This window comes from Pseudomonas sp. F220 (assembly GCF_057813935.1).
This window is the reverse complement of sequence record NZ_JBVASJ010000002.1, coordinates 18,801-44,158: the sequence shown is the minus strand read 5'-3', so window position 1 is coordinate 44,158 and position 25,358 is coordinate 18,801. Positions and strand designations below refer to the sequence as shown.

Sequence of the window (25,358 nt, the reverse complement as noted above, 5' to 3'; positions counted from 1 at the left end):
CCTGTCCATGAGTGATGCCCACAGCGCATTGATCACTGAGTTCTACACCGCTTTTCAACGGCTGGATGCCGAGGCCATGAGCGCCTGCTACACCGAGGATGTGGTGTTCAGTGACCCTGCGTTTGGCGAGTTGCACGGCCGCGATGCTGGCGACATGTGGCGCATGCTGAGCACTCGGGCCAAGGACTTCTCTCTGACCTTCGACAATGTCCGTAGCGACGAGCTCACGGGCGGTGCTCATTGGGTGGCGACCTACCTGTTCAGCCAGACCGGCAACACCGTGGTCAACGATATTCAGGCGCGGTTCGTTTTTCGCGATGGCAAGATCTGCGAACACCACGACCACTTCGATTTGTGGCGCTGGTCGCGGCAGGCGCTGGGTACCAAGGGCTTGTTGCTGGGCTGGACACCGTTGGTGAGAAACGCCGTCCGGACCCAGGCCTTGAAAGGTTTGAGGGCTTTCCAGGCCAGTCGTTAAAGGCTGACCTCTGATAAGATCGCCGCTCGTTTTCTGCAAGCCAAGATCGTCACGTGAACAGCAACCTTGAAGCCCCCATCAACAGCGTCGAGCCAGAGCCCGCGGTGAGCAAGCCGTGGTTCGTCTATCTGGTTCGCGCGGCCAATGGTTCGCTCTATTGCGGCATCAGCGATGATCCCGTGAGACGTTTCGCGACCCACCAAAGTGGCAAAGGCGCACGCTTCTTTCTTTCCAGCCCGGCAGTGGCGCTGGTTTACACGGAGGTCTGTCGTGACAAAGGTGAAGCCCTTCGTCAGGAACGCTTGATCAAAAAACTCAAAAAAAGCGCCAAGGAATGCCTGGTGGCAAGCGCGCCTGCGGGCTTATCAATCTGACTGATAAGTTCCCATTAGGCAGATGGGTAGGCTGCTCACCCGTTGCGCGCTAAGCTGGTTGTTCCTACTCGCCCGGCGGACTCCAGCATGTCAGAGTTGATTCTTCACCATTACTCCACGTCGCTCTTTGCGGAAAAAGCCCGTCTGTTGCTGGGTTTCAAGGGACTGTCCTGGCGCTCGGTAAATATCTCCCCGGTGATGCCAAAGCCGGACCTGACGGCGTTGACTGGCGGCTATCGCAAGACCCCTGTGCTGCAAGTGGGTGCCGACATCTACTGCGACACCGCGCTGATCGCCCGTCGTCTCGAACAGGAAAAATCCACGCCGGCGCTGTTCCCGGAAGGCAAGGAGCTGGTTGTCTCGGCATTCGCTGCCTGGGCTGATTCGGTGGTTTTCCAGCATGCGGTGAGCTTGGTGTTCCAGCCGGAATCGATAGCCGTGCGCTTCGCCAAGATGGCGCCCGAAGCGATCAATTACTTTGTCGCTGACCGCGCCGGTTTATTCGCGGGCGGCAGCGCCACCCGATTATCAGCGGAGCTGGCCAAGCATCAATGGCCAACGATCATGGGGCGGTTTGAGCAGCAGCTGCAAAGAGAAGAGGGGGATTTCCTGTTTGGAGAGCCGTCGATTGCCGACTTCGCCCTGGCGCACACATTGTGGTTCCTCAAAGCCACCCCGGTGACCGCACCTTATGTCGACGCATACCCGGCGGTCTCCGCCTGGCTTGGTCGCGTCTTGAGTTTTGGTCATGGTGCATCAAACGAGATGAGTTCGACCGAGGCTCTGGATATCGCACGCCAGGCCACGCCGGCCGCTTTGCCGGATGAGCAGTTCGAAGATCCGAATGGCTTCAAGGCTGGTCAGCAGGTAGTGATTGCCGCGACGGACTATGGCGTTGATCCGGTGGCCGGTGAATTGCTGTTTGTCGGCAGTGAAGAGCTGATTCTGCGCCGCGAGGATGAGCGGGGCGCAGTGGTGCATGTGCACTTCCCGCGGTTCGGGTTTCGCATCGAAGCACGCTGACGTACAACTGTGGGAGCGAGCCTGCTCGCTCCCACCGTTATTTCAAAGCGGCAAGAATCTCATCCGGGTCATACCCGCGAATCAAGGTGCCGTTCACGTCCAGCAACGGAATCCCTCGTCCACCGAGTGCCTCGTAGGCTTTGCGTGCTTCGGTATTTTTCTCGATGTCGAACTCCTTGAACGGAATGCCTTTCTGGTCGAGAAAACGCCGGGTCAGTTTGCAGTAGCCGCACCAGTCGGTGGCGTAGAGCACGACCTTGGCGTTGGCCTGGGTCTGCTCGGACACCACCGCTTGCGGGTTGAACACCCGCTCGATCTTGCCCCAATTCTGGTAGACCACGACCACCAGCAGGATCAGCAGGAACTTCTTCAGAATCCCGTTCAGCATCAGTTGCGACGCTTGAGCTGGTCAGTCAGCTGGGTCGGCAAGCCCTTGATGATCAGCGTGCCGGCTTCTTCGTCGTATTCAATCTTCGAGCCCAGCAGGTGTGCTTCGAAGCTGATGGACAAACCCTCGGCGCGCCCGGTGAAGCGGCGGAATTGATTGAGGGTGCGTTTATCTGCCGGGATTTCCGGTGACAGGCCATAGTCCTTATTGCGAATGTGGTCGTAGAACGCTTTTGGGCGCTCTTCGTCGATCAGCTCGGACAATTCCTCCAGGCCCATCGGCTCGCCCATTTTTGCCTGGCTGCTGGCGTAGTCCACCAAGGTTTTGGTCTTCTCTCGGGCGGACTCTTCCGGCAGGTCTTCGCTTTCGACGAAGTCGCTGAAAGCCTTGAGCAGCGTACGGGTCTCGCCGGGGCCGTCGATGCCTTCCTGGCAGCCGATAAAGTCGCGGAAGTACTCCGAGACCTTCTTGCCGTTCTTGCCTTTGATAAAGGAGATGTACTGTTTGGACTGCTTGTTGTTCTGCCACTCTGAGACGTTGATTCGCGCCGCGAGGTGCAACTGGCCCAGATCAAGGTGGCGCGAGGGGGTCACGTCCAGCTCGGCGTTCACCGCCACGCCTTCACTGTGGTGCAGCAGGGCGATGGCCAGGTAGTCGGTCATACCTTGTTGGTAATGAGCGAACAGCACGTGTCCGCCGACCGAGAGGTTGGATTCTTCCATCAGCTTTTGCAGGTGCTCGACCGCGACTCGGCTGAAGGCAGTGAAATCCTTGCCACCGTCGAGGTATTCCTTCAGCCAGCCGCTGAAAGGATGCGCCCCGGACTCAGCATGGAAAAAGCCCCAGGCTTTGCCTTGTTTGGCGTTGTAGCTCTCGTTGAGGTCGGCGAGCATGTTCTCGATGGCCGCAGACTCAGCCAGTTCGGAGTCGCGAGCGTGGAGAACTGCAGGTGTGCCGTCGGGTTTTTTGTCGATCAGGTGGACGATGCAATGACGGATCGGCATGGGCTTCTCGGCTGGTTGGATGGGGGAGGGCGAGCTCCCCAAAAAAGTGCCCAGTGTACCGCACCTGTTGGTTTTGGCGGTGTCCGACGGCCGTTTCGAGGCCGTCTGACCGGCGTTATGCATTTTTTTACGGTTTTAGAGCGATAAAGCTGACCAAATGGGTAGGTAGAGGCGGATATTTCCCCGTCGCTGTGCTAGTTTTGCCCCGTCTTACGCGCAGTAATGGCGTTAAGCGTGCATTCAGCATTTGTCAGGTCGAACCAAACCCTGTTTTCGGTATCTATAACCCCGATCTGTCGTGGTTGTAGCCGGGGGTGCCAAGTCCTGAAGATCTGGCTCGATGGCTGACACTGCACTCTGCAATCCAAATGAATTTGATAGGGAAGGAACACCACAATGGCTATTACTAAAGACCAACTGATCGCTGATATCGCTGAAGCTATCGACGCGCCGAAAACCACCGCGCGTAACGCTCTGGACCAACTGGCCCAAATCGTTGCTGATCAATTGGAAAATGGCGGCGAAATCACTCTGCCAGGTATCGGCAAACTGAAAGTGACCGAGCGTCCTGCCCGTACTGGCCGTAACCCATCGACTGGCGCTGCCATCGAAATCGCTGCCAAGAAAGTTATCAAGCTGGTCGTGGCTAAAGGCCTGACTGACGCTGTTAACAAGTAAGACGCAGTAAAAAAACCGTGCTCCGGAACATTCCGGGCACGGTTTTTTTGTGCCTGCGATTCAAGCGATTGACCCAGCGGCAATCGCTGTTTCAGCCGCGACTCAGCCCTTGCGAACCCAGCGTTCGCGCCAGACCTGCTGCTCGGATTTAGTCTGGAAGGTCCAGGCGACGAAGCGGCTTTTCTTCTGCCCCTGGGACATCTCCACGACCTGGCTTTCCAGTACGCCGGCTTTTTTCAGCGCCGTCTGGATCGCAGGCAGGTTTGAGGCTTTCGAAACCAGGGTGCTGAACCAGAGCACTTTGTGCTGAAAGTGCGCGCTCTCGGCGATCAGTTGCGTCACAAACCGTGCTTCGCCACCTTCACACCACAGTTCTGCCGATTGACCGCCAAAGTTCAGCACCGGCAGTTTGCGTTTCGGGTCGGCGCGACCCAGCGCGCGCCATTTACGCTCGCTGCCCTTGGTTGCCTCGTCCATCGAGGCGTGGAACGGCGGATTGCACATGGTGAGGTCAAAGCGTTCGCCGGGTTCGAGCAGGCCCAGCAGAATGTGCTTGGGATTGCTTTGCTGGCGCAACTGGATGGCTTTGTTCAGCCCGTTGGACTGCACGATGGCTTTGGCGGCAGCCACGGCCGTCGGGTCGACTTCCGAGCCGAGGAAGTGCCAGCGGTAGTCGCTGTAGCCGATCAACGGGTAGACGCAGTTGGCGCCCATGCCGATATCGAGCACCTTGACCGGCGCGCCGCGAGGGATCTCGCCGTCGTTGACGCTGGCCAGCAGGTCGGCCAGAAAGTGCACGTAGTCCGCACGCCCCGGCACCGGTGGGCACAGATAGTCGGCCGGGATATCCCAATGGGCGATGCCGTAGAACGACTTGAGCAGCGCCCGGTTGAACACACGCACCGCATCAGGGCTGGCGAAATCGATGCTTTCCTTGCCGTACGGGTTGATGATCACGAACTGCGCCAATTCAGGCGTGTTTTTGATCAGCGCCGGGAAGTCGTAACGACCCTGGTGGCGATTGCGCGGGTGAAGGGTGGCCTTCTCGCGCGGCTCTACGGCCTTGGCCGCTGTCGCTGGCTGAGGCTTTTTGTGCGGGGTTCTGGGTGTTCTGGGGGTGGTCATGGGCAAGGTCGATTCGGGAGATGGCTCAAAGTGGCGAGCATTGTCCCACATCTACAGCCACTTCGCGGCTGACTCCTGTAGGAGCGAGGCTTGCCCGCGATGAAGACAACGCGGCGCATCTGAAACAACGCGTCATCGTTCATCGCGGGCAAGCCTCGCTCCTACGGGGTTTTGGTGATTTTTGGACAAAAAAAGGGAGGCCTTGCGGACCTCCCTGTTTCATTGCGATTTGCCGTTACAAACTGGCAATCCGCGCGTGCTGCTCAGCCAGCTTGCCCAGAGCCTGTTCGGCTTCGGCCAGTTTGGCGCGTTCTTTGTCGATGACTTCGGCCGGAGCCTTGTCAACGAACGCGGCGTTGGACAGCTTGCCGCCGACCCGCTGCACTTCGCCTTGCAGGCGCTGGATTTCCTTGTCCAGGCGCGCAAGCTCGGCTGCCTTGTCGATCAGACCGGCCATTGGCACCAGCACTTCCATCTCGCCGACCAGAGCAGTGGCGGACAGTGGTGCTTCGGCGCCTGGGGTGAGAATCGTGATCGATTCAAGCTTGGCCAGCTTCTTGAGCAGTGCATCATTTTCGTTCAGGCGACGCTGATCTTCGCTGCTGACGTTTCTCAGGAACAGCTGCAATGGCTTGCCGGGACCGATATTCATCTCGCCGCGGATGTTACGCGTGGCGAGCATCAGGCCCTTGAGCCATTCGATATCGTCTTCGGCCGCCTGATCAATGCGCGCCTCGTTCGCCACTGGCCACGGTTGCAGCATGATGGTTTTGCCTTCGATACCGGCTAGCGGCGCCAGGCGCTGCCAGATTTCTTCGGTGATGAACGGCATGAACGGGTGCGCCAGACGAAGGGCGACTTCCAATACGCGAACCAGTGTGCGACGGGTGCCGCGCTGACGTTCGATCGGCGCGTTCTCGTCCCACAGCACAGGCTTGGAGAGTTCCAGGTACCAGTCGCAATACTGGTTCCAGATGAACTCATACAGCGCCTGCGCAGCCAGGTCGAATCGGAACTGATCGAGTTGGCGGGTCACTTCGGTTTCGGTGCGTTGCAGCTGCGAAATAATCCAGCGATCGGCCAGGGACAGTTCGACTTCTTCGCCGTTCTGACCGCAGTCTTCGCCTTTATCGAGCACGTAGCGCGCGGCGTTCCAGATCTTGTTGCAGAAGTTGCGATAGCCTTCGACGCGGCCCATGTCGAACTTGATGTCGCGGCCGGTGGAGGCCAGCGAGCAGAAAGTGAAACGCAGGGCATCGGTGCCGTAGCTGGCGATACCGTCGGCAAACTCGTCGCGGGTCTGCTTTTCGATTTTCTTCAGCAGTTTTGGCTGCATCAGACCGGTGGTGCGTTTTTCGACCAGTGCTTCGAGTTCGATACCGTCGATGATGTCCAGCGGGTCCAGGACGTTGCCCTTGGACTTGGACATTTTCTGGCCCTGGCCATCGCGGACCAGACCGTGCACGTAGACCGTCTTGAACGGAACCTGTGGCGTGCCGTCTTCGTTTTTCACCAGGTGCATGGTGAGCATGATCATCCGGGCGACCCAGAAGAAAATGATGTCGAAGCCAGTCACCAGCACGTCGGTGGAGTGGAACTTCTTCAGAAACTCAGTCTGCTGCGGCCAACCCAGGGTAGAGAACGTCCACAGGCCCGAGCTGAACCAGGTGTCGAGAACGTCGTTGTCCTGTTGCAGCGCTACGTCCGGGCCAAGGTTGTTTTTGGCACGCACTTCAGCTTCGTCGCGACCTACATAAACTTTGCCCGATTCGTCGTACCAGGCCGGAATCCGGTGACCCCACCACAGCTGACGGCTGATGCACCAATCCTGGATATCGCGCATCCAGGAGAAGTACATGTTTTCGTACTGCTTGGGCACGAAGGCAATCCGGCCGTCTTCAACGGCGGCAATCGCAGGTTCCGCCAGCGGCTTGGTGGAGACGTACCATTGGTCGGTCAGCCACGGTTCGATGATGGTCCCGGAACGGTCGCCTTTCGGTACTTTCAGGGCGTGATCGTCGACGCTGACCAGCAGGCCCGCAGCCTCGAAGGCAGCGACGATTTCCTTACGTGCCTGGAAACGGTTGAGGCCGGCGTATTCGGCGGGCAGTGTGCCGTCGATCTGCTCGTTGAGGGTGCCGTCAAGGTTGAACACCTGAGCGGCCGGCAATACATCGGCGTTCTTGTCGAAGATGTTCAGCAGCGGCAGGTTGTGACGCTTGCCGACTTCATAGTCGTTAAAATCGTGGGCCGGGGTGATTTTCACGCAGCCGGTGCCGAATTCAGGGTCGCAGTAATCGTCGGCGATGATCGGGATGAGACGGCCAACCAGCGGCAGCTCGACAAACTTGCCGATCAGGGCTTTATAGCGCTCATCTGCAGGGTTCACCGCGACGGCGGCGTCGCCGAGCATGGTTTCCGGGCGCGTAGTGGCAACGATCAGGTAATCCAGACCTTCAGCGGTCTTGGCGCCGTCGGCCAGCGGGTAGCGCAGATTCCACAGGAAGCCTTTCTCGTCATGGTTTTCCACTTCGAGGTCAGAGATCGCTGTGTGCAGTTTGGTATCCCAGTTGACCAGACGCTTGCCGCGGTAGATCAGGCCGTCTTCGTGCAAGCGCACAAAAGCTTCTTTAACAGCTTCCGACAGACCGTCGTCCATGGTGAAGCGCTCGCGGCCCCAGTCCACGGACGAGCCCAGGCGACGGATCTGGCGGCTGATGTTGCCACCGGACTGATCCTTCCATTCCCAGATCTTTTCGAGGAATTTTTCTCGGCCCAGGTCATGGCGACTCTGGCCTTGGGCTTCGAGCTGACGTTCCACCAGCATTTGCGTGGCGATACCGGCGTGGTCGGTGCCCGGCTGCCACAGGGTGTTGCGACCCTGCATGCGGCGGAAACGGATCAGGGCGTCCATGATTGCGTTGTTGAAGCCATGGCCCATGTGCAGGCTGCCAGTGACGTTCGGCGGCGGAATCATGATGGTGTAGGAATCGCCCGCGCCTTGCGGAGCGAAATAATTCTCGGACTCCCAGGTGTTGTACCAGGAAGTTTCAATGGCGTGCGGCTGGTAGGTCTTATCCATGCGCGGCGGGACCCTATTGGCATTTATTCAGGAAAGCCGACAAGTATAACGGGGCGTGGAGCGAAGGGCGAGTTGAACGCGGGGAAGCTGAGTCTGTACAGATCAACTGTGGGAAGAGCCGGGAGGCGCTCCCACAGGGTATCTGTGTCAATCAGAACTGATATTGGCTCAACAACCGTTCCATCCGTGCGTCGAGACGGCGTTTGATTTCGGTTTCGATGTGCGGGGCGAAGTCGTCGATCACGTCTTGCATGATCAGTTGTGCGGCGGCGCGCAGTTCGCTGTCCAGGTGCAACAGGGCGTCGGGACCTTTGTTGACGACCGGTGCTGCTGCCAAAGCTGGGACGGGCGCCGGCTCTGCTATCGGCGCTGGCGTTGGTTGCGCAGTGACGTGCTCGACGGTTTCGGCAGGCTTTTTGCCACCGACCATGTCAAATAGCAGGGGGATCTGTACATCGCTGGCAACCGTTTCGGTCAGCAGTGGTGGTTGCAGGTCGTCATCGCCGAGCAATTGGCGGATCGACTCAAGGTCATCCAGCAGGTGCGCGGACTTTTGCTGCGGGTTTGGAGTGTCCATCGGGTGCTCAGAGTCGCTGTAGGCGGTGATCTTGCAGAGGATAGCCCTGTTCGCGGTAGAAACGGAAACTCTCCCGCGCGGCCTGACGAATAGTAGGGTCTTCGACCACGACTTCTGCCACACGGGCAAAGCGCCGGGCAAATGCCGGGACTTTCAGGTCCAGATTGACCAGCAGGTCCTGATGTTGTCCGCAGTCTTCGCCAAGCCCCAGAACAATCAAGCCGTCCGGTTCGTTTTCGGCGGGACCATGGGGCACAAAGCTTTCGCCTTTGAAACTCCACAAACGAGCGTCGAGATCGTCACGCTGGGCCGCGTCGCTGCAATGCAGGTAGATCCGATGGCCCATGCGCCAGGCTTTTTCGGTGAGTTTGCAGGCGAAGTCCAGGCGCGCGGAGGGATCGGCGCTGGGCAAAATATAAAAATCGACTTTGGTCATTGCAGGTCCTGACGCCTGCGCTGCGTCATCTGTGGATGACACAGCGCAGAGTCTTCAGTTTCAGGCTTTGGCGCGGTCCAGCAGGTATTGGGTCAGCAACGGGACCGGACGGCCAGTGGCGCCCTTGTCTTTGCCGCCGCTGGTCCAGGCAGTCCCGGCGATGTCCAGGTGCGCCCAGTTGTATTGCTTGGTGAAGCGCGACAGGAAGCAGGCAGCGGTGATGGTGCCGGCTTTCGGGCCACCAATGTTGGCGATGTCGGCGAATGGGCTGTCCAGCTGTTCCTGGTACTCATCGAACAGCGGCAGCTGCCAGGCGCGGTCGTCAGCCTGAACGCCTGCGCTCAGCAGTTGGCCGATCAGCTCGTCGTTGTTGCCCAGCAGGCCGGACGTGTGAGCGCCCAGTGCGACGACGCAAGCACCGGTCAGGGTGGCGATATCGATGACCGCTTGTGGCTTGAAACGCTCGGCATAGGTCAGGGCATCGCACAGCACCAGACGGCCTTCGGCGTCGGTGTTGAGGATTTCCACGGTCTGGCCGCTCATGGTGGTGACGATGTCGCCCGGACGGGCCGCGCCGCCGCTCGGCATGTTCTCGGCGCAGGCCAGGATGCACACCAGATTGATTGGCAGCTTGAGTTCGAGTACAGCATGCAGGGTGCCGAAGACGCTGGCCGAGCCGCCCATGTCGTACTTCATCTCGTCCATGCCGGCGCCAGGCTTGAGGCTGATGCCACCGGTATCGAAGGTGATGCCTTTACCGACCAGAACGTAAGGCTTCTCGGATTTCTTGCCGCCCTGGTAGTGCATGACGATCAGACGAGGCGGTTGATCGCTGCCCTGGCCGACGGCGTAGAACGCGCCCATGCCCAGTTCTTTGATTTTCTTCTCGTCGAGAATCTCGACTTTCAGGCCTTTGTGCGCCTTGCCGAGGTTTTTCGCTTGTTCGGCGAGGAAGCTCGGGTGGCAGATGTTCGGCGGCAGGTTACCCAGGTCGCGGGTAAAGGCCATGCCGGTGGCGATCGCTTGTGCGTGGGTCACGGCGCGTTCGACTTCGGCTTGCGCAGCCTTGATGGTCAGCAGGGTGATTTTTTTCAGGGCGCGCGGTTCGGTTTTCTGGCTCTTGAACTGCTCGAAGAGGTATTCGCCATCCACCAGGGTTTCGGCCAGCAGACGCGTCTTGCCATAGCTGTCACGACCTTTGACGATCACTTCGTCCAGGGCCAGAACTGCGTCGCTGCCGCCCAAGCCTTTGAGGGTGTTCAGCACGCCGCTGATGATTTTGCGGAAAGGACGGTCGCCCAATTCGGCGTCTTTACCGATGCCCACCAGCAGTACGCGTTCGGCTTTGAGGTTCGCCAGGCTGTGTAGCAACAGGCTCTGGCCCACTTTGCCGGCCAGGTCGCCACGCTTGAGGACTGCGCTGATGGCGCCGCCGCTGAGTTCGTCGAGTTGTTTGGCGACAGTGCCGAGCTTGCGGTCTTCGCCGACGGCGACCACCAGAGTGGCGGTCTTCAACGTTTCTGGGCTAACGCTTTTTACAACCAGTTCCATGTCCGGGTCCCTGAATAAATGGTCAAAGTGCACATCGCTCAAAAGCGTGCGCCTGGCTTCTCTATATGAAGCCTGTTTTATAAAAAGAAAGGCGCCGGTACATGCCAGCGCCAAAGCAGCCAGTTTGAACCTCGCCGCCCGAGGCTGACAACCCTCCCATGAGCGATCTTCACCGCTTTGCGTGCCAGCTTGAGCGTGCGCAGTGACAGGCACGCTCAATCACAGGATAATGCGCCATCTTTTTCGGCTGCTCAGCTCCACGAGCCAGCTCGATACGTTTGCTTGTTTGGCCGCCTTAGCCTGACAACCCTGGAGTGTCTGGTTTGATCGTCTTCCGTTATCTATCCCGCGAAGTCCTGTTGACCCTGAGCGCCGTCAGCGCTGTGTTGTTGGTCATCATCATGAGCGGACGCTTCATTAAATTCCTGGCTCAGGCAGCTTCCGGCGCCCTGGATCCGGGTTCGCTGTTCCTGATCATGGGTTTTCGCCTGCCGGGCTTCCTGCAACTGATTCTGCCTTTGGGCCTGTTTCTCGGGATCCTGCTGGCTTACGGCCGTCTGTACCTTGAAAGTGAAATGACCGTGCTCTCGGCCACGGGCATGAGCCAGCAGCGTTTGCTGGGCATGACCATGGTTCCGGCTGCATTGGTTGCTCTGGTGGTTGCGTGGCTGAGCCTTAGCCTGGCACCGCAAGGGGCGAACCAATTCCAGTTGCTGCTCAATAAGCAGGATGCGATGACCGAGTTCGACACCCTGGTGCCGGGTCGCTTTCAGGCCCTGCGTGACGAGACGCGTGTGACCTACACCGAGCAATTGTCCGATGACCGTGCCAATTTGGGCGGCGTATTCATTTCGGAAAAGCGCATCTCCACTGACAAGAAGGATCGCGGCATTTCTGTGCTGGTTGCGGAGAAGGGGCGCCAGGAGATCAAAGCGGACGGCAACCGCTACCTGATCCTCGACAACGGCTATCGCTACGACGGTAATCCAGGGCAGGCCGACTACCGCGCCATCAAGTACGACACTTATGGAGTGCTGCTGCCCAAGCCGGATGTGAGTGACGAAGTAACCGATCGCGATGCAATGCCGACCCGCGATCTGTGGGGTAATCCGGAGCTTCGTGCGCGTGCCGAGCTGGAATGGCGTATCTCCCTGCCGTTGCTGGTGTTTATCGTGACCCTGATGGCGGTGCCGTTGTCGCGAGTCAATCCGCGACAAGGTCGTTTCCTCAAGCTACTTCCAGCGGTTCTTCTTTATATGGCATATCTGACCATCCTGATCGCCGCCCGTGGTGCTTTGGAAAAAGGCAAGATTCCGGTAGCGCTGGGCTTGTGGTGGGTTCACGCACTCTTCCTGGTCATTGGCCTGGGGTTGCTGTACTGGGAACCGTTGCGCTTGAAAATGGCGAGTCGCCGCACTGTGCTGGAGGTGGCTCGTGGATAAGCTGGATCGCTACATTGGTAGAAGCGTGTTTGTAGCCATTGTGGCGGTGTTGGGGATTATTCTCGGCCTGGCGTCATTGTTTGCCTTCATTGACGAAATGACCGACGTCACCGATACCTACACCTTGGTCGACGTCTTGAACTTCGTGTTGTTGACCGCGCCGCGGCGTGTCTACGACATGTTACCAATGGCGGCCTTGATCGGCTGTCTCATTGGGCTGGGCAGTCTGGCCAGCGCCAGCGAGCTGACCATCATGCGCGCCGCTGGCGTATCCATCGGACGTATCGTCTGGGCAGTGATGAAGCCGATGCTGGTACTGATGCTGGCGGGTGTGCTGGTCGGCGAGTATGTAGCTCCGGCCACGGAAAACATCGCGCAGGCCAATCGTTCCCTGGCTCAAGGCAGCGGTGATGCACAAAGTGCCAAGCATGGCTTGTGGCACCGTCAGGGCGACGAGTTCATTCACGTCAACTCCGTGCAACCCAATGGCCTGCTCTACGGTGTGACTCGTTATCGCTTCGACGATCAGCGTCACATGCTCAGTTCGAGCTTCGCCAAACGTGCGGAATTCGATAAGGATCATTGGCAGTTAAACGATGTAACCACCACGCTGTTCCATGACGGCAGCACCGAAGTCGTGACGCTTCCTGTGGAGCGTTGGGATGTGGCCTTGAGCCCGCAGCTGCTCAATACGGTCGTGATGGCGCCGGAAGCACTGTCGATCAGCGGGTTGTGGAGCTACATCCACTATCTGGCCGATCAGGGCTTGAACAACGGTCGCTACTGGCTGGCGTTCTGGGTCAAGGTGCTGCAACCCCTGGTCACCGTCGCGCTGGTGCTAATGGCTATTTCGTTCATATTCGGCCCATTGCGCTCGGTGACTCTCGGTCAGCGGGTATTCACGGGTGTGTTGGTGGGCTTTACCTTCCGTATCGCCCAGGATTTGCTGGGGCCATCGAGCCTGGTGTTCGGTTTCTCGCCGTTGTTTGCGGTGTTGGTGCCGGCCGGCGTCTGTGCGCTGGCTGGGGTCTGGTTGTTGCGACGAGCCGGTTGATAGCGGGTTTTGCCCTGCACTGGCTGGATAAAAACGCCCCTGTCGAAAGACCGGGGCGTTTTTTTGTAAAGCCTGAAATCCCCGGGCTACAGCCCTGCCAATGGGGCCGGATTTACGACTGCTACGCAGCCGGACGCAGGCTTCGCCAGCTGCTACACAGGCAAACGTGACGCTTGCGCCGTGTATCAGGTACAATTCCCGGCTATTTTTCGGCGGGCTATGCCTGCAGCCTTTTTGAGTGTTGATCCGTGAGTGATTTGAGTCATATCCGCAATTTCTCCATCATCGCCCACATTGACCATGGCAAGTCGACTCTGGCCGATCGCTTCATCCAGATGTGCGGCGGCCTGGCCGAGCGCGAAATGGAAGCCCAGGTTCTGGATTCCATGGACCTGGAGCGTGAACGCGGGATCACCATCAAGGCCCATAGCGTCACCCTGTATTACACAGCCAAAGACGGTATCAAGTACCAGCTGAACTTCATTGACACCCCGGGCCACGTCGACTTCACCTATGAAGTCAGCCGGTCGCTGGCGGCTTGTGAAGGTGCGTTGCTGGTGGTCGATGCCGGTCAGGGCGTAGAAGCCCAGTCGGTCGCCAACTGCTACACCGCGATCGAGCAGGGCCTTGAAGTCATGCCGGTGCTGAACAAGATCGACCTGCCGCAGGCCGATCCAGACCGCGTGAAGGACGAAATCGAGAAGATCATTGGCATCGACGCCACTGATGCCGTGACCTGCAGCGCCAAGACTGGCCAGGGCGTCGATGAGGTGCTCGAACGTCTGGTGAAGACCATTCCTGCCCCGACCGGCAATATCGAAGATCCGCTGCAAGCGTTGATCATCGACTCCTGGTTCGACAACTACCTGGGCGTTGTTTCCCTGGTTCGCGTGCGCCACGGCCGCGTGAAAAAGGGCGACAAGATTCTGGTCAAATCCACCGGCAAGATCCATCTGGTGGACAGCGTCGGTGTATTCAATCCGAAACACACCGCTACCGTTGACCTGAAAGCCGGTGAAGTAGGTTTCATCATTGCCGGCATCAAGGACATTCACGGCGCGCCGGTGGGCGATACCCTGACCTTGAGCTCGACCCCGGACGTCGACGTGCTGCCAGGCTTCAAGCGTATTCAGCCGCAGGTTTACGCCGGTTTGTTCCCGGTCAGTTCCGACGACTTCGAAGACTTCCGCGAAGCCCTGCAAAAGCTGACGCTGAACGACTCCTCCTTGCAGTACACGCCGGAAAGCTCCGACGCGCTGGGCTTCGGCTTCCGTTGCGGGTTCCTCGGCATGCTGCACATGGAAATCATCCAGGAGCGCCTGGAGCGCGAGTACGACCTGGACCTGATCACCACAGCGCCGACGGTAATTTTCGAACTGTTGCTCAAGAACGGTGAAACGATTTACGTCGATAACCCGTCCAAGCTGCCAGACCTGTCGGCCATCGAAGACATGCGCGAGCCGATCGTGCGCGCGAATATTCTTGTGCCGCAAGAGCACCTGGGCAACGTCATTACCCTGTGTATCGAAAAGCGTGGCGTGCAGCACGACATGCTGTTCCTGGGTAGTCAGGTCCAGGTGACCTACGATTTGCCGATGAACGAAGTGGTTCTGGACTTCTTTGATCGTCTGAAATCCACCAGTCGCGGCTATGCTTCGCTGGATTACCATTTCGATCGTTATCAATCAGCTAATCTGGTCAAACTGGATGTGCTGATCAACGGTGAAAAGGTCGATGCCCTGGCGTTGATCGTGCACCGTGACAACGCGCACTACAAAGGGCGTGCGTTGACCGAGAAAATGAAAGAACTGATTCCGCGGCAGATGTTTGATGTGGCAATTCAGGCCGCCATTGGCGGGCAGATTATTGCGCGGGCATCCGTCAAGGCACTCAGAAAGAACGTGCTGGCCAAATGCTACGGTGGTGACGTTAGCCGTAAGCGCAAGCTGTTGGAAAAGCAGAAGGCCGGTAAAAAACGCATGAAGCAAGTGGGTAATGTGGAAATTCCACAAGAAGCCTTCCTTGCTGTGCTCAGGTTGGATAGTTAGGTCCTATGTCACTAAATTTCCCGCTGTTGCTGGTCATCGCTGTCGCCGTTTGCGGTCTGTTGGCGTTGCTCGATCTGGTCTTTCTGGCGCCGCGCCGGCGTACAGCTATTGCCACCTATCAGGGCAGCGTCAGCCAGCCTGATGTGGTCGTGGTCGAGAAACTGAACAAAGAACCGTTGCTGGTTGAATACGGCAAGTCGTTCTTTCCTGTGTTGTTCATCGTGTTGGTGCTGCGTTCGTTCCTGGTGGAGCCGTTCCAGATTCCTTCGGGCTCGATGAAACCAACCCTGGATGTCGGCGACTTTATTCTGGTGAGCAAGTTTTCTTACGGGATCCGCTTGCCGGTGATCGACAAGAAAATCATCGAAGTCGGTGATCCGCAGCGCGGCGATGTGATGGTGTTCCGCTACCCAAGCGATCCGAACGTCAACTACATCAAACGCGTGGTCGGCCTGCCGGGTGACGTGATTCGCTACACCGCCGACAAACGACTGTTCGTCAACGGTCAATCGGTCGCCGAGCAGTTGGTGGGCTCCGAGCCAGGTACGTTGGGCAGTGCAGAGCTCTATCAGGAAAAACTCGGCGCTGCCGAACACCTGATCCGCAAGGAAATGAGCCGCTTTCGTGCGACCCCGGACCATCAGTGGAGCGTACCCGCTGGGCATTACTTCATGATGGGCGACAACCGCGACAACTCCAATGACAGTCGCTACTGGGATGACCCAAGTATTCCCAAGGACCTGCTAGGCATGGTTCCCGACAAGAATATTGTCGGCAAGGCCTTCGCAGTCTGGATGAGCTGGCCCGAACCAAAACTCAGTCACCTGCCGAATTTCTCGCGGGTTGGCCTGATCAAGTAATCACACGCGGCGCTGTTGAACACAGCGCCGAATGCTTTTCTGGGTCTTGTAGAATGCTTTACGGCAGCGGGTTTCACCGCCGCCAGTGATCTTTACAGTCATGTCGCCAGAAGCATGCAGTCAACGATATTCAGGATGTGGATTTGAACACAGCGTTAATTGTCGAGGGCCATCGGTGCCTCGCCCCTATGGTGGTGATAGTCGACCACGAATTCAGTGTGGGTAAACCGTGAGCGTCTCTTTAAGCCGTCTCGAGCGTCAGCTCGGCTACACCTTCAAAGATCAGGACCTGATGGTCCTGGCCCTGACTCACCGCAGTTTTGCCGGGCGCAACAATGAACGCCTGGAGTTTCTCGGTGACGCCATTCTCAACTTCGTCGCCGGAGAAGCGCTGTTCGATCGCTTTCCGCTCGCTCGCGAAGGTCAGTTGTCGCGTTTGCGCGCACGGCTGGTGAAAGGCGAAACCCTGGCCGTACTGGCGCGTGGTTTCGATCTGGGCGAGTACCTGCGACTGGGCTCTGGCGAGTTGAAGAGCGGTGGCTTTCGTCGCGAGTCGATCCTTGCTGATGCGCTGGAAGCGCTGATCGGCGCCATCTACCTGGATGCTGGCATGGACATGGCGCGCGAACGCGTGCTGGCCTGGCTGACGTCCGAGTTTGAAGGCCTGACGCTGGTCGACACCAACAAAGATCCAAAGACCCGGCTGCAAGAGTTCCTGCAGTCGCGTGCCTGTGACCTGCCGCGTTACGAAGTGGTGGATATCCAGGGTGAGCCGCATTGCCGGACGTTCTTCGTCGAATGCGAAATCACCTTATTGAATGAAAAAAGCCGAGGTCAGGGTGTGAGTCGTCGTATTGCCGAACAGGTAGCGGCCGCCGCAGCACTGATAGCCCTGGGCGTGGAGAATGGCCATGACTGATTCAACTGCAACTCGCTGTGGCTATGTCGCCATCGTCGGCCGCCCCAACGTGGGCAAATCCACGCTGCTGAACCATATTCTCGGGCAAAAGCTGGCGATCACGTCGCGCAAGCCGCAGACCACCCGCCACAACATGCTCGGGATCAAGACTGAAGGCACCGTTCAGGCTGTCTACGTCGACACCCCTGGCATGCACAAAGGTGGCGAAAAAGCGCTTAACCGTTACATGAACAAGACCGCTTCGGCGGCGTTGAAAGACGTCGACGTAGTGATCTTCGTGGTCGACCGCACTCGCTGGACCGACGAAGACCAAATGGTGCTCGAGCGCGTTCAGTATGTCCAAGGCCCGGTCATCGTGGCGTTGAACAAGACCGACCGCATCGAAGACAAAGCTGAACTGATGCCGCACCTGAGCTGGTTGCAAGAGCAGTTGCCAAACGCGCAGATCATGCCGATCTCAGCGCAGCACGGTCACAACCTCGAAGCGCTGGAACGTGTGATCGCCGAGCACTTGCCGGAAAACGATCATTTCTTCCCGGAAGACCAGATCACTGACCGCAGCAGCCGTTTCCTCGCAGCAGAACTGGTGCGCGAGAAAATCATGCGTCAGATGGGCGCTGAATTGCCGTACCAGATCACCGTGGAAATCGAAGAGTTCAAGCAGCAGGGCAAGACCTTGCATATCCATGCCTTGATCCTTGTCGAACGCGATGGTCAGAAGAAAATCATCATTGGTGAGAAGGGCGAGCGGATCAAACGTATCGGCACCGAGGCACGCAAGGATATGGAGCTGCTGTTCGACTCCAAAATCATGCTCAACCTGTGGGTCAAGGTCAAAGGCGGCTGGTCCGACGACGAGCGCGCCCTGCGTTCGCTGGGTTACGGCGACCTGTAAATCGTCTGGCAGCACATCGATCCATTGTGGGAGCGAGCCTGCTCGCGAAGAGGATGTAACATTCAGCATTGATGTTGACTGTCACACCGCTTTCGCGAGCAGGCTCGCTCCCACATTGGTTTTGGGTTGTTTGTAGAGCTGCGCTCCTTCAATGAGATCTGCGATTCCCATGTCCCAACCCATCGGCCAACCCGCCTACGTGCTCCACAGCCGTGCCTATCGCGAAAGCAGCGCGCTGGTGGACTTCCTCACGCCTCAAGGTCGGCTGCGGGCGGTGTTGCGTAGTGCGCGGGGCAAGGCAGGGACCCTGGCTCGACCGTTCGTGTCACTGGAAGTTGAATTTCGTGGTCGTGGTGAGCTAAAAAACGTCGGGCGGATGGAAAGCGCCGGCGTTTCAAATTGGCTCAACGGTGAGGCGCTGTTCAGCGGTCTCTACCTGAACGAATTACTGATTCGCCTGTTGCCTGCCGAAGATCCTCACCCAGCCGTTTTCGATCATTACGCCGCGACTTTGCTTGCCCTTGCCGAAGGCCGCCCGCTCGAGCCGTTGCTGCGGGCGTTCGAATGGCGGCTGCTGGATGATCTCGGTTACGGATTCGCGCTGGACACCGACATTCATGGCGACCCGATAGCTACCGACGGCCTGTATCGCTTGCAGGTCGACGCCGGGCTGGAGCGGGTCTACCTGCTGCAGCCGGGCTTGTTCAACGGCACCGAGCTGCTGGCCATGGCTGAAGCCGACTGGACGGCCCCCGGCGCACTCTCCGCCGCCAAGCGTCTGATGCGCCAGGCGTTGGCCGTGCACCTTGGTGGTCGGCCATTGGTCAGTCGCGAGTTGTTTCGCAAGCCCTGATCAACCCGTATGCTGTGCGCCGAACTCTCAATTTCTCAGGAGCGCTTCCGTGACCACCAGCAATCGCATTCTTCTTGGCGTGAACATCGACCACGTTGCCACTCTGCGCCAGGCCCGGGGCACCCGTTATCCTGATCCGGTCAAGGCGGCGCTGGACGCGGAAGAGGCGGGCGCTGACGGGATTACCGTGCATTTGCGTGAAGACCGCCGACACATCCAGGAGCGTGACGTACTGCTGCTCAAGGATGTGCTGCAAACCCGCATGAACTTCGAAATGGGCGTCACCGAAGAGATGATGGCGTTTGCCGAGCGCATCCGCCCGGCGCATATCTGCCTGGTCCCGGAAACCCGTCAAGAGCTGACCACTGAAGGTGGTCTTGATGTGGCGGGGCAGGAAGCGCGGATCAAGGCCGCGGTAGAGCGCCTGGCCAAAATCGGCTGTGAGGTCTCGCTGTTTATCGACGCCGATGAGCGGCAGATCGAGGCGTCCCGGCGCGTCGGTGCACCGGCGATTGAATTGCACACTGGCCGTTACGCCGATGCGCAAACGCCAACCGAAGTCGCAGAAGAGTTGCAGCGGGTGGCGGATGGTGTGGCCTGCGGCCTGGCGCAAGGCCTGATCGTCAACGCGGGTCACGGTCTGCACTATCACAACGTCGAAGCGGTCGCGGCGATCAAAGGCATCAATGAATTGAACATTGGCCACGCGTTGGTGGCACATGCGCTGTTCGTCGGCTTCAAGTCGGCGGTGGCGGAGATGAAGGCGTTGATTCTGGCGGCTGCTGCAAAAGCTTAAAGTCAAAAGATCGCGGGCTGCGCCAGCTCCGGGATTTGTGTACACCAGCAATATTGCGGTGGACACGATCAATGAGCTGGCGCAGCCTGCGATCTTTTGCAGGCGCAGCGATTTAAAACGGTGATGTTTCTTCGGTCGGCTTGGTCTTGTCCACGCCGGGTACATGCAGGTTGCCCTCGGCCACCTGGTTGCCTTCCAGCTGCGGCTGTGTGACCCAGGTCAGGATGTCGTAGTAACGACGGATGTTGGCGACAAAGTGCACCGGCTCGCCGCCACGGGCATAGCCATAACGGGTCTTGCTGTACCACTGTTTCTGCGCCAGACGCGGGAGCATTTTCTTCACGTCGAGCCACTTGTTCGGATTCAGGCCTTCTTTCTCGGCCAGTTTGCGCGCGTCATCGAGATGGCCGCTGCCAACGTTGTAGGCCGCAAGCGCAAACCAGGTGCGATCCGGCTCTTCGATTTTGTCGTCCAGTTGCTCCTTCATATACACCAGGTACTTGGCCCCGCCACTGATGCTTTGTTTGGCGTCGAGGCGGTTGGACACGCCCATGGCCTGGGCAGTGTTCTGAGTCAGCATCATCAAGCCGCGAACGCCGGTCTTGGAGGTGACTGCCGGTTGCCACAACGACTCTTGATAACCAATAGCGGCGAGCAACCGCCAGTCGACTTTTTCGTCTTTGGCCGACGCCTTAAAGTGCTTCTCGTACTTGGGCAGGCGTTGCTGCAAGTGCTGGGCGAAGGTGTAGGCGCCGACATAGCCGAGTACGTCTACATGCCCGTAATAGCGGTCTTTAAGGCGTTGCAAGGTGCCGTTCTTCTGCACCTTGTCGAGGAATGAGTTGATCTCGTTCAGCAGGCTATTGTCGTCGCCGGCGGCCACGGCCCAGCTCTGGTTGCTGGCATCACCCAGGTCGAAGGCGACCCGCACATTGGGGAAGTAGACCTGGTTCATTGCCACTTCGTTGGAGTCGACCAGCGTCAGATCAATCTGGCCTTCATCGACCATGCGCAGCAGGTCAACCACTTCAACGGCGTCGGACTCTTCGTATTCAATACCGGGATATTTCAACTTCAGATCCGCCAGCTGCTCGGCGTGGGTGCTGCCCTTGAGCACGATGATGTGCTTGCCCACCAGGTCGGCAGCGTTGGTCGGGCGTGCATGGCCGTTGCGGTAGATGATCTGTGGAGTGACTTCCAGGTAGGTATGGGAAAACCTGACTTGTTGCTTGCGCTTCTCGCTGCTGACCAGACCGGCAGCAGCCAGCACCGGGCCATTGGGTTTGCCTACTTGACCGAAAAGGTCGTCGAGGTTGTCAGCGGTTTCGATCTTCAGCTCGACGCCCAGATCTTCGGCGAAACGTTTCACCAGCTCGTATTCGAAGCCGGTTTCGCCGTTGCGATCCTGAAAGTAAGTGGCGGGGCTGTTACGGGTGATCACCCGCAGTACGCCATCCTCCTTTACGCGCTCGAGTGTGCTGGGTTTATCAACACAGGCACTAAGCATCAGGAAGAGTCCGGTTGCGATGAGCCATTTGGCACAGCGCGGACGGAAAGCCGTTTGGGAAAACATCTGCGCAGTATACGCAAAGGACCACGACCGCCATATCTCGACAGCGAAGGGCATGTCTGCTAGCGATTGAAAAACCTGGCTGAAGGCCTCAAGAACAGGCTCTGTGGCATAAATGTGACGGCTAAAATAACCCGTCACAACAGCCTTAAGTGCCATTGGTAATAGGCTGTGGACCATAGGCCGACGTTCGGCCAAAGTCTGGCATGCCGTTTCGGGTGCCGTCGCGGGCGCTTTAGGCTAGAATGCACGGCCTCAAAGCACACCCCTTCCCGAGGCTGTCCCGAAGATGTTGATCCTGCGCGGCGCTCCTGCCCTTTCTGCCTTTCGCCACAGCAAACTTCTTGAGCAACTGAGCCGATGCGTTCCGGCTGTCAGTGGCTTGTATGCTGAATTCGCTCACTTCGCCGAAGTCACCGGCGTCCTGACCGGCGACGAACAGCAGGTGCTAGCGCGCCTTCTGAAGTACGGCCCAAGCGTACCGGTACAAGAGCCGACCGGCCGACTGTTTCTGGTGTTGCCGCGGTTTGGCACCATTTCTCCATGGTCGAGCAAGGCCAGTGATATCGCCCGTAACTGTGGCCTGGCGAAAGTCCAGCGCCTGGAACGCGGTATTGCTTTCTATGTAGCGGGTGAGTTCAGCGACGCCGAGGCCGAGCTGATCAGCAGCAGCCTGCACGATCGCATGACTCAGCTGGTGCTGGGCAATCTGGAGCAGGCCGCGGGCTTGTTCAGGCATGCCGAACCCAAGCCACTGACGGCCATTGACGTGCTGGGTGGCGGTCGCGCCGCGCTGGAAAAAGCCAACAGTGAGTTGGGTCTGGCCCTGGCCGAAGACGAAATCGACTACCTGGTGGACGCATTCGTTGATCTGGGGCGCAACCCGCACGACATCGAGCTGATGATGTTCGCCCAAGCGAACTCTGAGCACTGCCGCCACAAGATCTTCAACGCTAGCTGGGATATCGACGGCGAAAACCAGGAAAAAAGCCTGTTCGGCATGATCAAGAACACTTACCAGATGCATAGTGAGGGCGTTCTTTCTGCTTATAAGGACAACGCCGCGGTTATCGTCGGTTCGGTCGCCGGTCGTTTCTTCCCGAATCCTGAAACCCGCCAATACGGTGCGGTGCAGGAACCGGTTCACATCCTGATGAAAGTCGAAACTCACAACCACCCGACTGCGATTGCCCCGTTTCCGGGCGCATCCACCGGTTCCGGTGGTGAGATTCGCGACGAAGGTGCAACCGGTCGTGGCGCCAAGCCGAAAGCCGGCCTCACCGGTTTCACCGTTTCCAACCTGCAGATCCCGGGCTTCGAACAGCCATGGGAAGTGCCTTATGGCAAACCCGAGCGCATCGTCACCGCGCTGGACATCATGCTTGAAGGCCCATTGGGCGGCGCTGCGTTCAACAACGAATTCGGCCGTCCGGCACTGACCGGCTATTTCCGTACCTTCGAACAATCCATCACCACCCCGCGTGGCGATGAAGTGCGTGGTTACCACAAACCGATCATGTTGGCCGGCGGCATGGGCAACATCCGCGCCGAACACGTACAGAAAGCCGAAATTACCGTTGGCTCCAAGCTGATCGTACTCGGTGGCCCGGCGATGTTGATCGGTCTGGGCGGCGGCGCTGCTTCCTCCATGGCCACCGGCACCAGCTCGGCGGACCTGGACTTTGCTTCGGTACAGCGCGAAAACCCGGAAATGGAACGCCGTTGCCAGGAAGTCATCGACCGTTGCTGGCAGTTGGGTGAACACAACCCCATCAGCTTCATCCATGACGTCGGCGCGGGCGGTTTGTCCAACGCCTTCCCGGAACTGGTCAATGACGGTGGCCGTGGCGGCCGCTTCGAACTGCGCAATATTCCAAACGACGAGCCGGGCATGGCCCCGCACGAAATCTGGAGTAACGAATCTCAGGAACGTTACGTTCTGGCGGTTGGCGTTGCTGATTTCGAGCGCTTCCAGGCGATCTGTGAGCGTGAGCGTTGCCCGTTCGCGGTCGTCGGCGAAGCCACTGCCGAGCCGCAACTGACCGTCACCGACAGCCACTTCGGCAACAGCCCGGTGGACATGCCGCTTGAAGTGCTACTGGGCAAAGCCCCGCGTATGCACCGTTCGGCCGTTCGCGAAAGCGAGATGGGCGATGACTTCGATCCAAGTACCCTGGAAATCGCTGAATGCGTCGAGCGCGTTCTGCATCACCCGGCCGTGGCCAGCAAGAGCTTCCTGATCACTATCGGTGACCGGACCATTACCGGTCTGGTCGCTCGCGATCAGATGGTTGGCCCGTGGCAGGTTCCAGTGGCTGACGTCGCCGTGACCGCTACCAGCTTCGACGTCTACACCGGTGAAGCGATGGCCATGGGCGAGCGCACTCCGCTGGCATTGCTGGACGCTCCTGCTTCCGGTCGTATGGCCATCGGCGAAACCCTGACCAACATCGCTGCCTCGCGCATCGGGAAAATCTCCGACATCAAACTGTCGGCCAACTGGATGTCCGCTGCCGGCCACCCAGGCGAAGACGCCCGTTTATATGACACGGTCAAAGCTGTGGGTATGGAACTGTGCCCTGAGCTGGGCATCACCATCCCGGTCGGTAAAGACTCGATGTCGATGGCCACCCGCTGGAGCGATGAGGGCGTTGATAAGAGCGTAACCTCACCGCTGTCGTTGATCGTGACCGGTTTCGCACCAGTGACTGACATCCGTCAGACCATGACGCCGGAACTGCGCATGGACAAAGGCGTTACCGACCTGATCCTGATCGATCTGGGCCGTGGTCAGAACCGCATGGGCGCTTCGATCCTTGCGCAGGTTCACGGCAAGCTCGGCAGTCAGGCACCGGATGTCGATGATCCGGAAGATCTGAAAGCCTTCTTCGCAGTGATTCAGGGCCTCAACGCCGACGGTCATCTGCTGGCTTACCACGACCGTTCCGACGGTGGTCTGCTGACCAGCGCCGTGGAGATGGCTTTCGCCGGCCATTGCGGTCTGGACCTGAACCTCGACGGTCTGGCGGAAACCTCGGCCGACATCGCTGCGATTTTGTTCAACGAAGAGCTGGGTGCAGTTATCCAGGTTCGTCAGGACGCCACCCCGGACATCCTCGCGCAGTTCAGCGCTGCCGGCCTGGGCGACTGCGTCTCGGTAATCGGTCAGCCGCTCAACAATGGCGAAATCAGCATCAGTTTCAATGGCGAGACCGTGTTTGCCGGCCAGCGTCGTCTGCTGCAACGTCAGTGGGCTGAAACCAGCTACCAGATTCAGCGTCTGCGCGACAACGTGGAGTGCGCCGAGCAAGAGTTCGACGTGCTGCTGGACGAAGACAACCCTGGCCTGAGCGTCAAACTCAGCTTCGATGTGAACCAGGACATTGCTGCGCCCTACATCAAGAAAGGCATTCGTCCTCAGGTGGCGGTACTGCGCGAGCAGGGCGTCAACGGTCAGGTGGAAATGGCTGCGGCGTTCGACCGTGCCGGCTTCAACGCGATCGACGTGCACATGAGCGACATCCTCGCCGGTCGTGTTGACCTGAACGAGTTCAAAGGTCTGGTGGCTTGCGGTGGTTTCTCCTACGGCGACGTTCTCGGCGCCGGTGAAGGCTGGGCCAAGTCGGCACTGTTCAACAGCCGCGCACGGGATGCCTTCCAGGGCTTCTTCGAGCGTAACGACAGCTTCACCCTCGGTGTGTGCAACGGTTGCCAGATGATGTCCAACCTGCATGAACTGATCCCGGGGAGCGAGTTATGGCCGCACTTCGTGCGTAACCGTTCCGAGCAGTTCGAAGCCCGCGTGGCGATGGTGCAGGTGCAGGAGTCGAACTCGATCTTCCTGCAAGGCATGGCCGGTTCGCGTATGCCAATCGCCATCGCTCACGGTGAAGGCCATGCCGAATTCGAAAGCGAAGAAGCACTGCTTGAAGCCGATCTGTCCGGTTGCGTGGCGATGCGTTTCGTCGACAACAACGGCAAGGTCACTGAGAAGTATCCGGCCAACCCGAACGGTTCGCCGCGCGGGATCACCGGGCTGACCAGCCGCGACGGTCGTGTGACCATCATGATGCCGCACCCTGAGCGGGTGTTCCGTGCCGTGCAGAACTCCTGGCGCTCGGAAGACTGGAACGAAGACGCTCCATGGATGCGTATGTTCCGTAACGCTCGCGTCTGGGTGAACTAAGTGCGGGTTAACTAAGCGC

The 25,358-nt window shown here is 58.7% G+C and carries 21 protein-coding genes; 13 read left to right on the top strand and 8 right to left on the bottom strand.

Annotation, left to right across the window (positions count from 1 at the left end):
* The first annotated feature begins 7 nt into the window (after positions 1-7).
* The 3 genes from ACZYSM_RS02025 to ACZYSM_RS02015 all read left to right on the top strand — a co-directional run bounded on the left by ACZYSM_RS02025 (position 8) and on the right by ACZYSM_RS02015 (position 1,875).
* A complete protein-coding gene (locus ACZYSM_RS02025) occupies positions 8-478 on the top strand; it encodes a nuclear transport factor 2 family protein (protein WP_489068376.1) in 471 nt (156 codons plus the stop codon).
* A gap of 53 nt (positions 479-531) precedes the next feature.
* A complete protein-coding gene (locus tag ACZYSM_RS02020) occupies positions 532-852 on the top strand; it encodes a GIY-YIG nuclease family protein (protein ID WP_489068374.1) in 321 nt (106 codons plus the stop codon).
* Between the two features lie 87 nt (positions 853-939).
* Entirely contained in the window at positions 940-1,875 is a 936-nt protein-coding gene (locus ACZYSM_RS02015; protein WP_489068372.1) for a glutathione S-transferase family protein, read from the top strand.
* A gap of 37 nt (positions 1,876-1,912) precedes the next feature.
* Here ACZYSM_RS02015 and ACZYSM_RS02010 read toward each other — a convergent pair whose 3' ends face one another.
* Together ACZYSM_RS02010 and yejK are read right to left on the bottom strand one after the other, a co-directional pair.
* Positions 1,913-2,263 (bottom strand): glutaredoxin family protein, encoded by a 351-nt coding sequence (locus tag ACZYSM_RS02010; RefSeq protein ID WP_489068370.1) that lies wholly within the window; start codon positions 2,261-2,263, stop codon positions 1,913-1,915.
* Positions 2,263-3,267 carry a nucleoid-associated protein YejK gene (gene yejK / locus ACZYSM_RS02005; protein ID WP_489068368.1) on the bottom strand — a complete coding sequence of 335 codons (1,005 nt, stop codon included), beginning with the start codon at positions 3,265-3,267 and terminating at the stop codon, positions 2,263-2,265. Before yejK ends, ACZYSM_RS02010 begins: the two co-directional genes overlap by 1 nt.
* Positions 3,268-3,663: 396 nt before the next feature.
* Here yejK and ACZYSM_RS02000 point away from each other — a divergent pair, with 396 nt between their 5' ends.
* Positions 3,664-3,945 (top strand): HU family DNA-binding protein, encoded by a 282-nt coding sequence (locus ACZYSM_RS02000; RefSeq protein ID WP_003440137.1) that lies wholly within the window; start codon positions 3,664-3,666, stop codon positions 3,943-3,945.
* 102 nt (positions 3,946-4,047) lie between these two features.
* On the opposite strand, the gene rlmF is transcribed toward ACZYSM_RS02000, so the two are convergent.
* From rlmF to ACZYSM_RS01975, 5 genes are all read right to left on the bottom strand, one after another.
* Entirely contained in the window at positions 4,048-5,070 is a 1,023-nt protein-coding gene (rlmF, locus tag ACZYSM_RS01995) for a 23S rRNA (adenine(1618)-N(6))-methyltransferase RlmF (protein WP_489068364.1), read from the bottom strand.
* A 235-nt stretch (positions 5,071-5,305) separates the two neighbouring features.
* The gene (locus ACZYSM_RS01990) at positions 5,306-8,152 is read right to left on the bottom strand and encodes a valine--tRNA ligase (RefSeq protein ID WP_489068362.1); all 2,847 of its coding nucleotides are present in this window, start codon (positions 8,150-8,152) and stop codon (positions 5,306-5,308) included.
* A 151-nt stretch (positions 8,153-8,303) separates the two neighbouring features.
* On the bottom strand, positions 8,304-8,729 hold the full coding sequence (locus ACZYSM_RS01985; RefSeq protein WP_489068360.1) for a DNA polymerase III subunit chi: 426 nt from the start codon (positions 8,727-8,729) through the stop codon (positions 8,304-8,306).
* A gap of 7 nt (positions 8,730-8,736) precedes the next feature.
* On the bottom strand, positions 8,737-9,165 hold the full coding sequence (locus ACZYSM_RS01980) for a DNA polymerase III subunit chi (RefSeq protein WP_489068358.1): 429 nt from the start codon (positions 9,163-9,165) through the stop codon (positions 8,737-8,739).
* 60 nt (positions 9,166-9,225) lie between these two features.
* Positions 9,226-10,716 carry a leucyl aminopeptidase gene (locus tag ACZYSM_RS01975; protein ID WP_489068356.1) on the bottom strand — a complete coding sequence of 497 codons (1,491 nt, stop codon included), beginning with the start codon at positions 10,714-10,716 and terminating at the stop codon, positions 9,226-9,228.
* A 323-nt stretch (positions 10,717-11,039) separates the two neighbouring features.
* On the opposite strand from ACZYSM_RS01975, the gene lptF reads away from it, so the two are divergent.
* The 8 genes from lptF to pdxJ all read left to right on the top strand — a co-directional run bounded on the left by lptF (position 11,040) and on the right by pdxJ (position 19,583).
* Positions 11,040-12,158, top strand: coding sequence for an LPS export ABC transporter permease LptF (gene lptF / locus ACZYSM_RS01970; protein ID WP_489068354.1), 1,119 nt, complete (start codon positions 11,040-11,042; stop codon positions 12,156-12,158).
* Positions 12,151-13,212 carry an LPS export ABC transporter permease LptG gene (lptG, locus tag ACZYSM_RS01965; RefSeq protein WP_489068352.1) on the top strand — a complete coding sequence of 354 codons (1,062 nt, stop codon included), beginning with the start codon at positions 12,151-12,153 and terminating at the stop codon, positions 13,210-13,212. The genes lptF and lptG overlap by 8 nt, the downstream gene beginning before the upstream one ends.
* A gap of 248 nt (positions 13,213-13,460) precedes the next feature.
* Positions 13,461-15,260 carry a translation elongation factor 4 gene (lepA, locus tag ACZYSM_RS01960; protein WP_489068350.1) on the top strand — a complete coding sequence of 600 codons (1,800 nt, stop codon included), beginning with the start codon at positions 13,461-13,463 and terminating at the stop codon, positions 15,258-15,260.
* Positions 15,261-15,265: 5 nt separating this feature from the next.
* Complete coding sequence (lepB, locus tag ACZYSM_RS01955) at positions 15,266-16,120, top strand: signal peptidase I (RefSeq protein WP_489068348.1); 855 nt, start codon at positions 15,266-15,268, stop codon at positions 16,118-16,120.
* Between the two features lie 229 nt (positions 16,121-16,349).
* On the top strand, positions 16,350-17,039 hold the full coding sequence (gene rnc, locus ACZYSM_RS01950) for a ribonuclease III (RefSeq protein ID WP_489068346.1): 690 nt from the start codon (positions 16,350-16,352) through the stop codon (positions 17,037-17,039).
* The gene (gene era, locus ACZYSM_RS01945) at positions 17,032-17,934 is read left to right on the top strand and encodes a GTPase Era (protein WP_489068344.1); all 903 of its coding nucleotides are present in this window, start codon (positions 17,032-17,034) and stop codon (positions 17,932-17,934) included. Before rnc ends, era begins: the two co-directional genes overlap by 8 nt.
* Positions 17,935-18,103: 169 nt before the next feature.
* Positions 18,104-18,787 (top strand): DNA repair protein RecO, encoded by a 684-nt coding sequence (recO, locus tag ACZYSM_RS01940; protein WP_489068342.1) that lies wholly within the window; start codon positions 18,104-18,106, stop codon positions 18,785-18,787.
* Positions 18,788-18,836: 49 nt separating this feature from the next.
* Positions 18,837-19,583, top strand: coding sequence for a pyridoxine 5'-phosphate synthase (pdxJ, locus tag ACZYSM_RS01935; RefSeq protein WP_489068340.1), 747 nt, complete (start codon positions 18,837-18,839; stop codon positions 19,581-19,583).
* A gap of 112 nt (positions 19,584-19,695) precedes the next feature.
* Here the strand turns inward: pdxJ and mltF are convergent, their stop codons facing one another.
* Positions 19,696-21,156: a membrane-bound lytic murein transglycosylase MltF gene (gene mltF / locus ACZYSM_RS01930; RefSeq protein ID WP_489068338.1), complete on the bottom strand. Its 1,461-nt coding sequence runs from the start codon at positions 21,154-21,156 to the stop codon at positions 19,696-19,698.
* A gap of 286 nt (positions 21,157-21,442) precedes the next feature.
* Here mltF and purL point away from each other — a divergent pair, with 286 nt between their 5' ends.
* A complete protein-coding gene (gene purL / locus ACZYSM_RS01925) occupies positions 21,443-25,339 on the top strand; it encodes a phosphoribosylformylglycinamidine synthase (RefSeq protein ID WP_489068336.1) in 3,897 nt (1,298 codons plus the stop codon).
* Positions 25,340-25,358 lie beyond the last annotated feature (19 nt).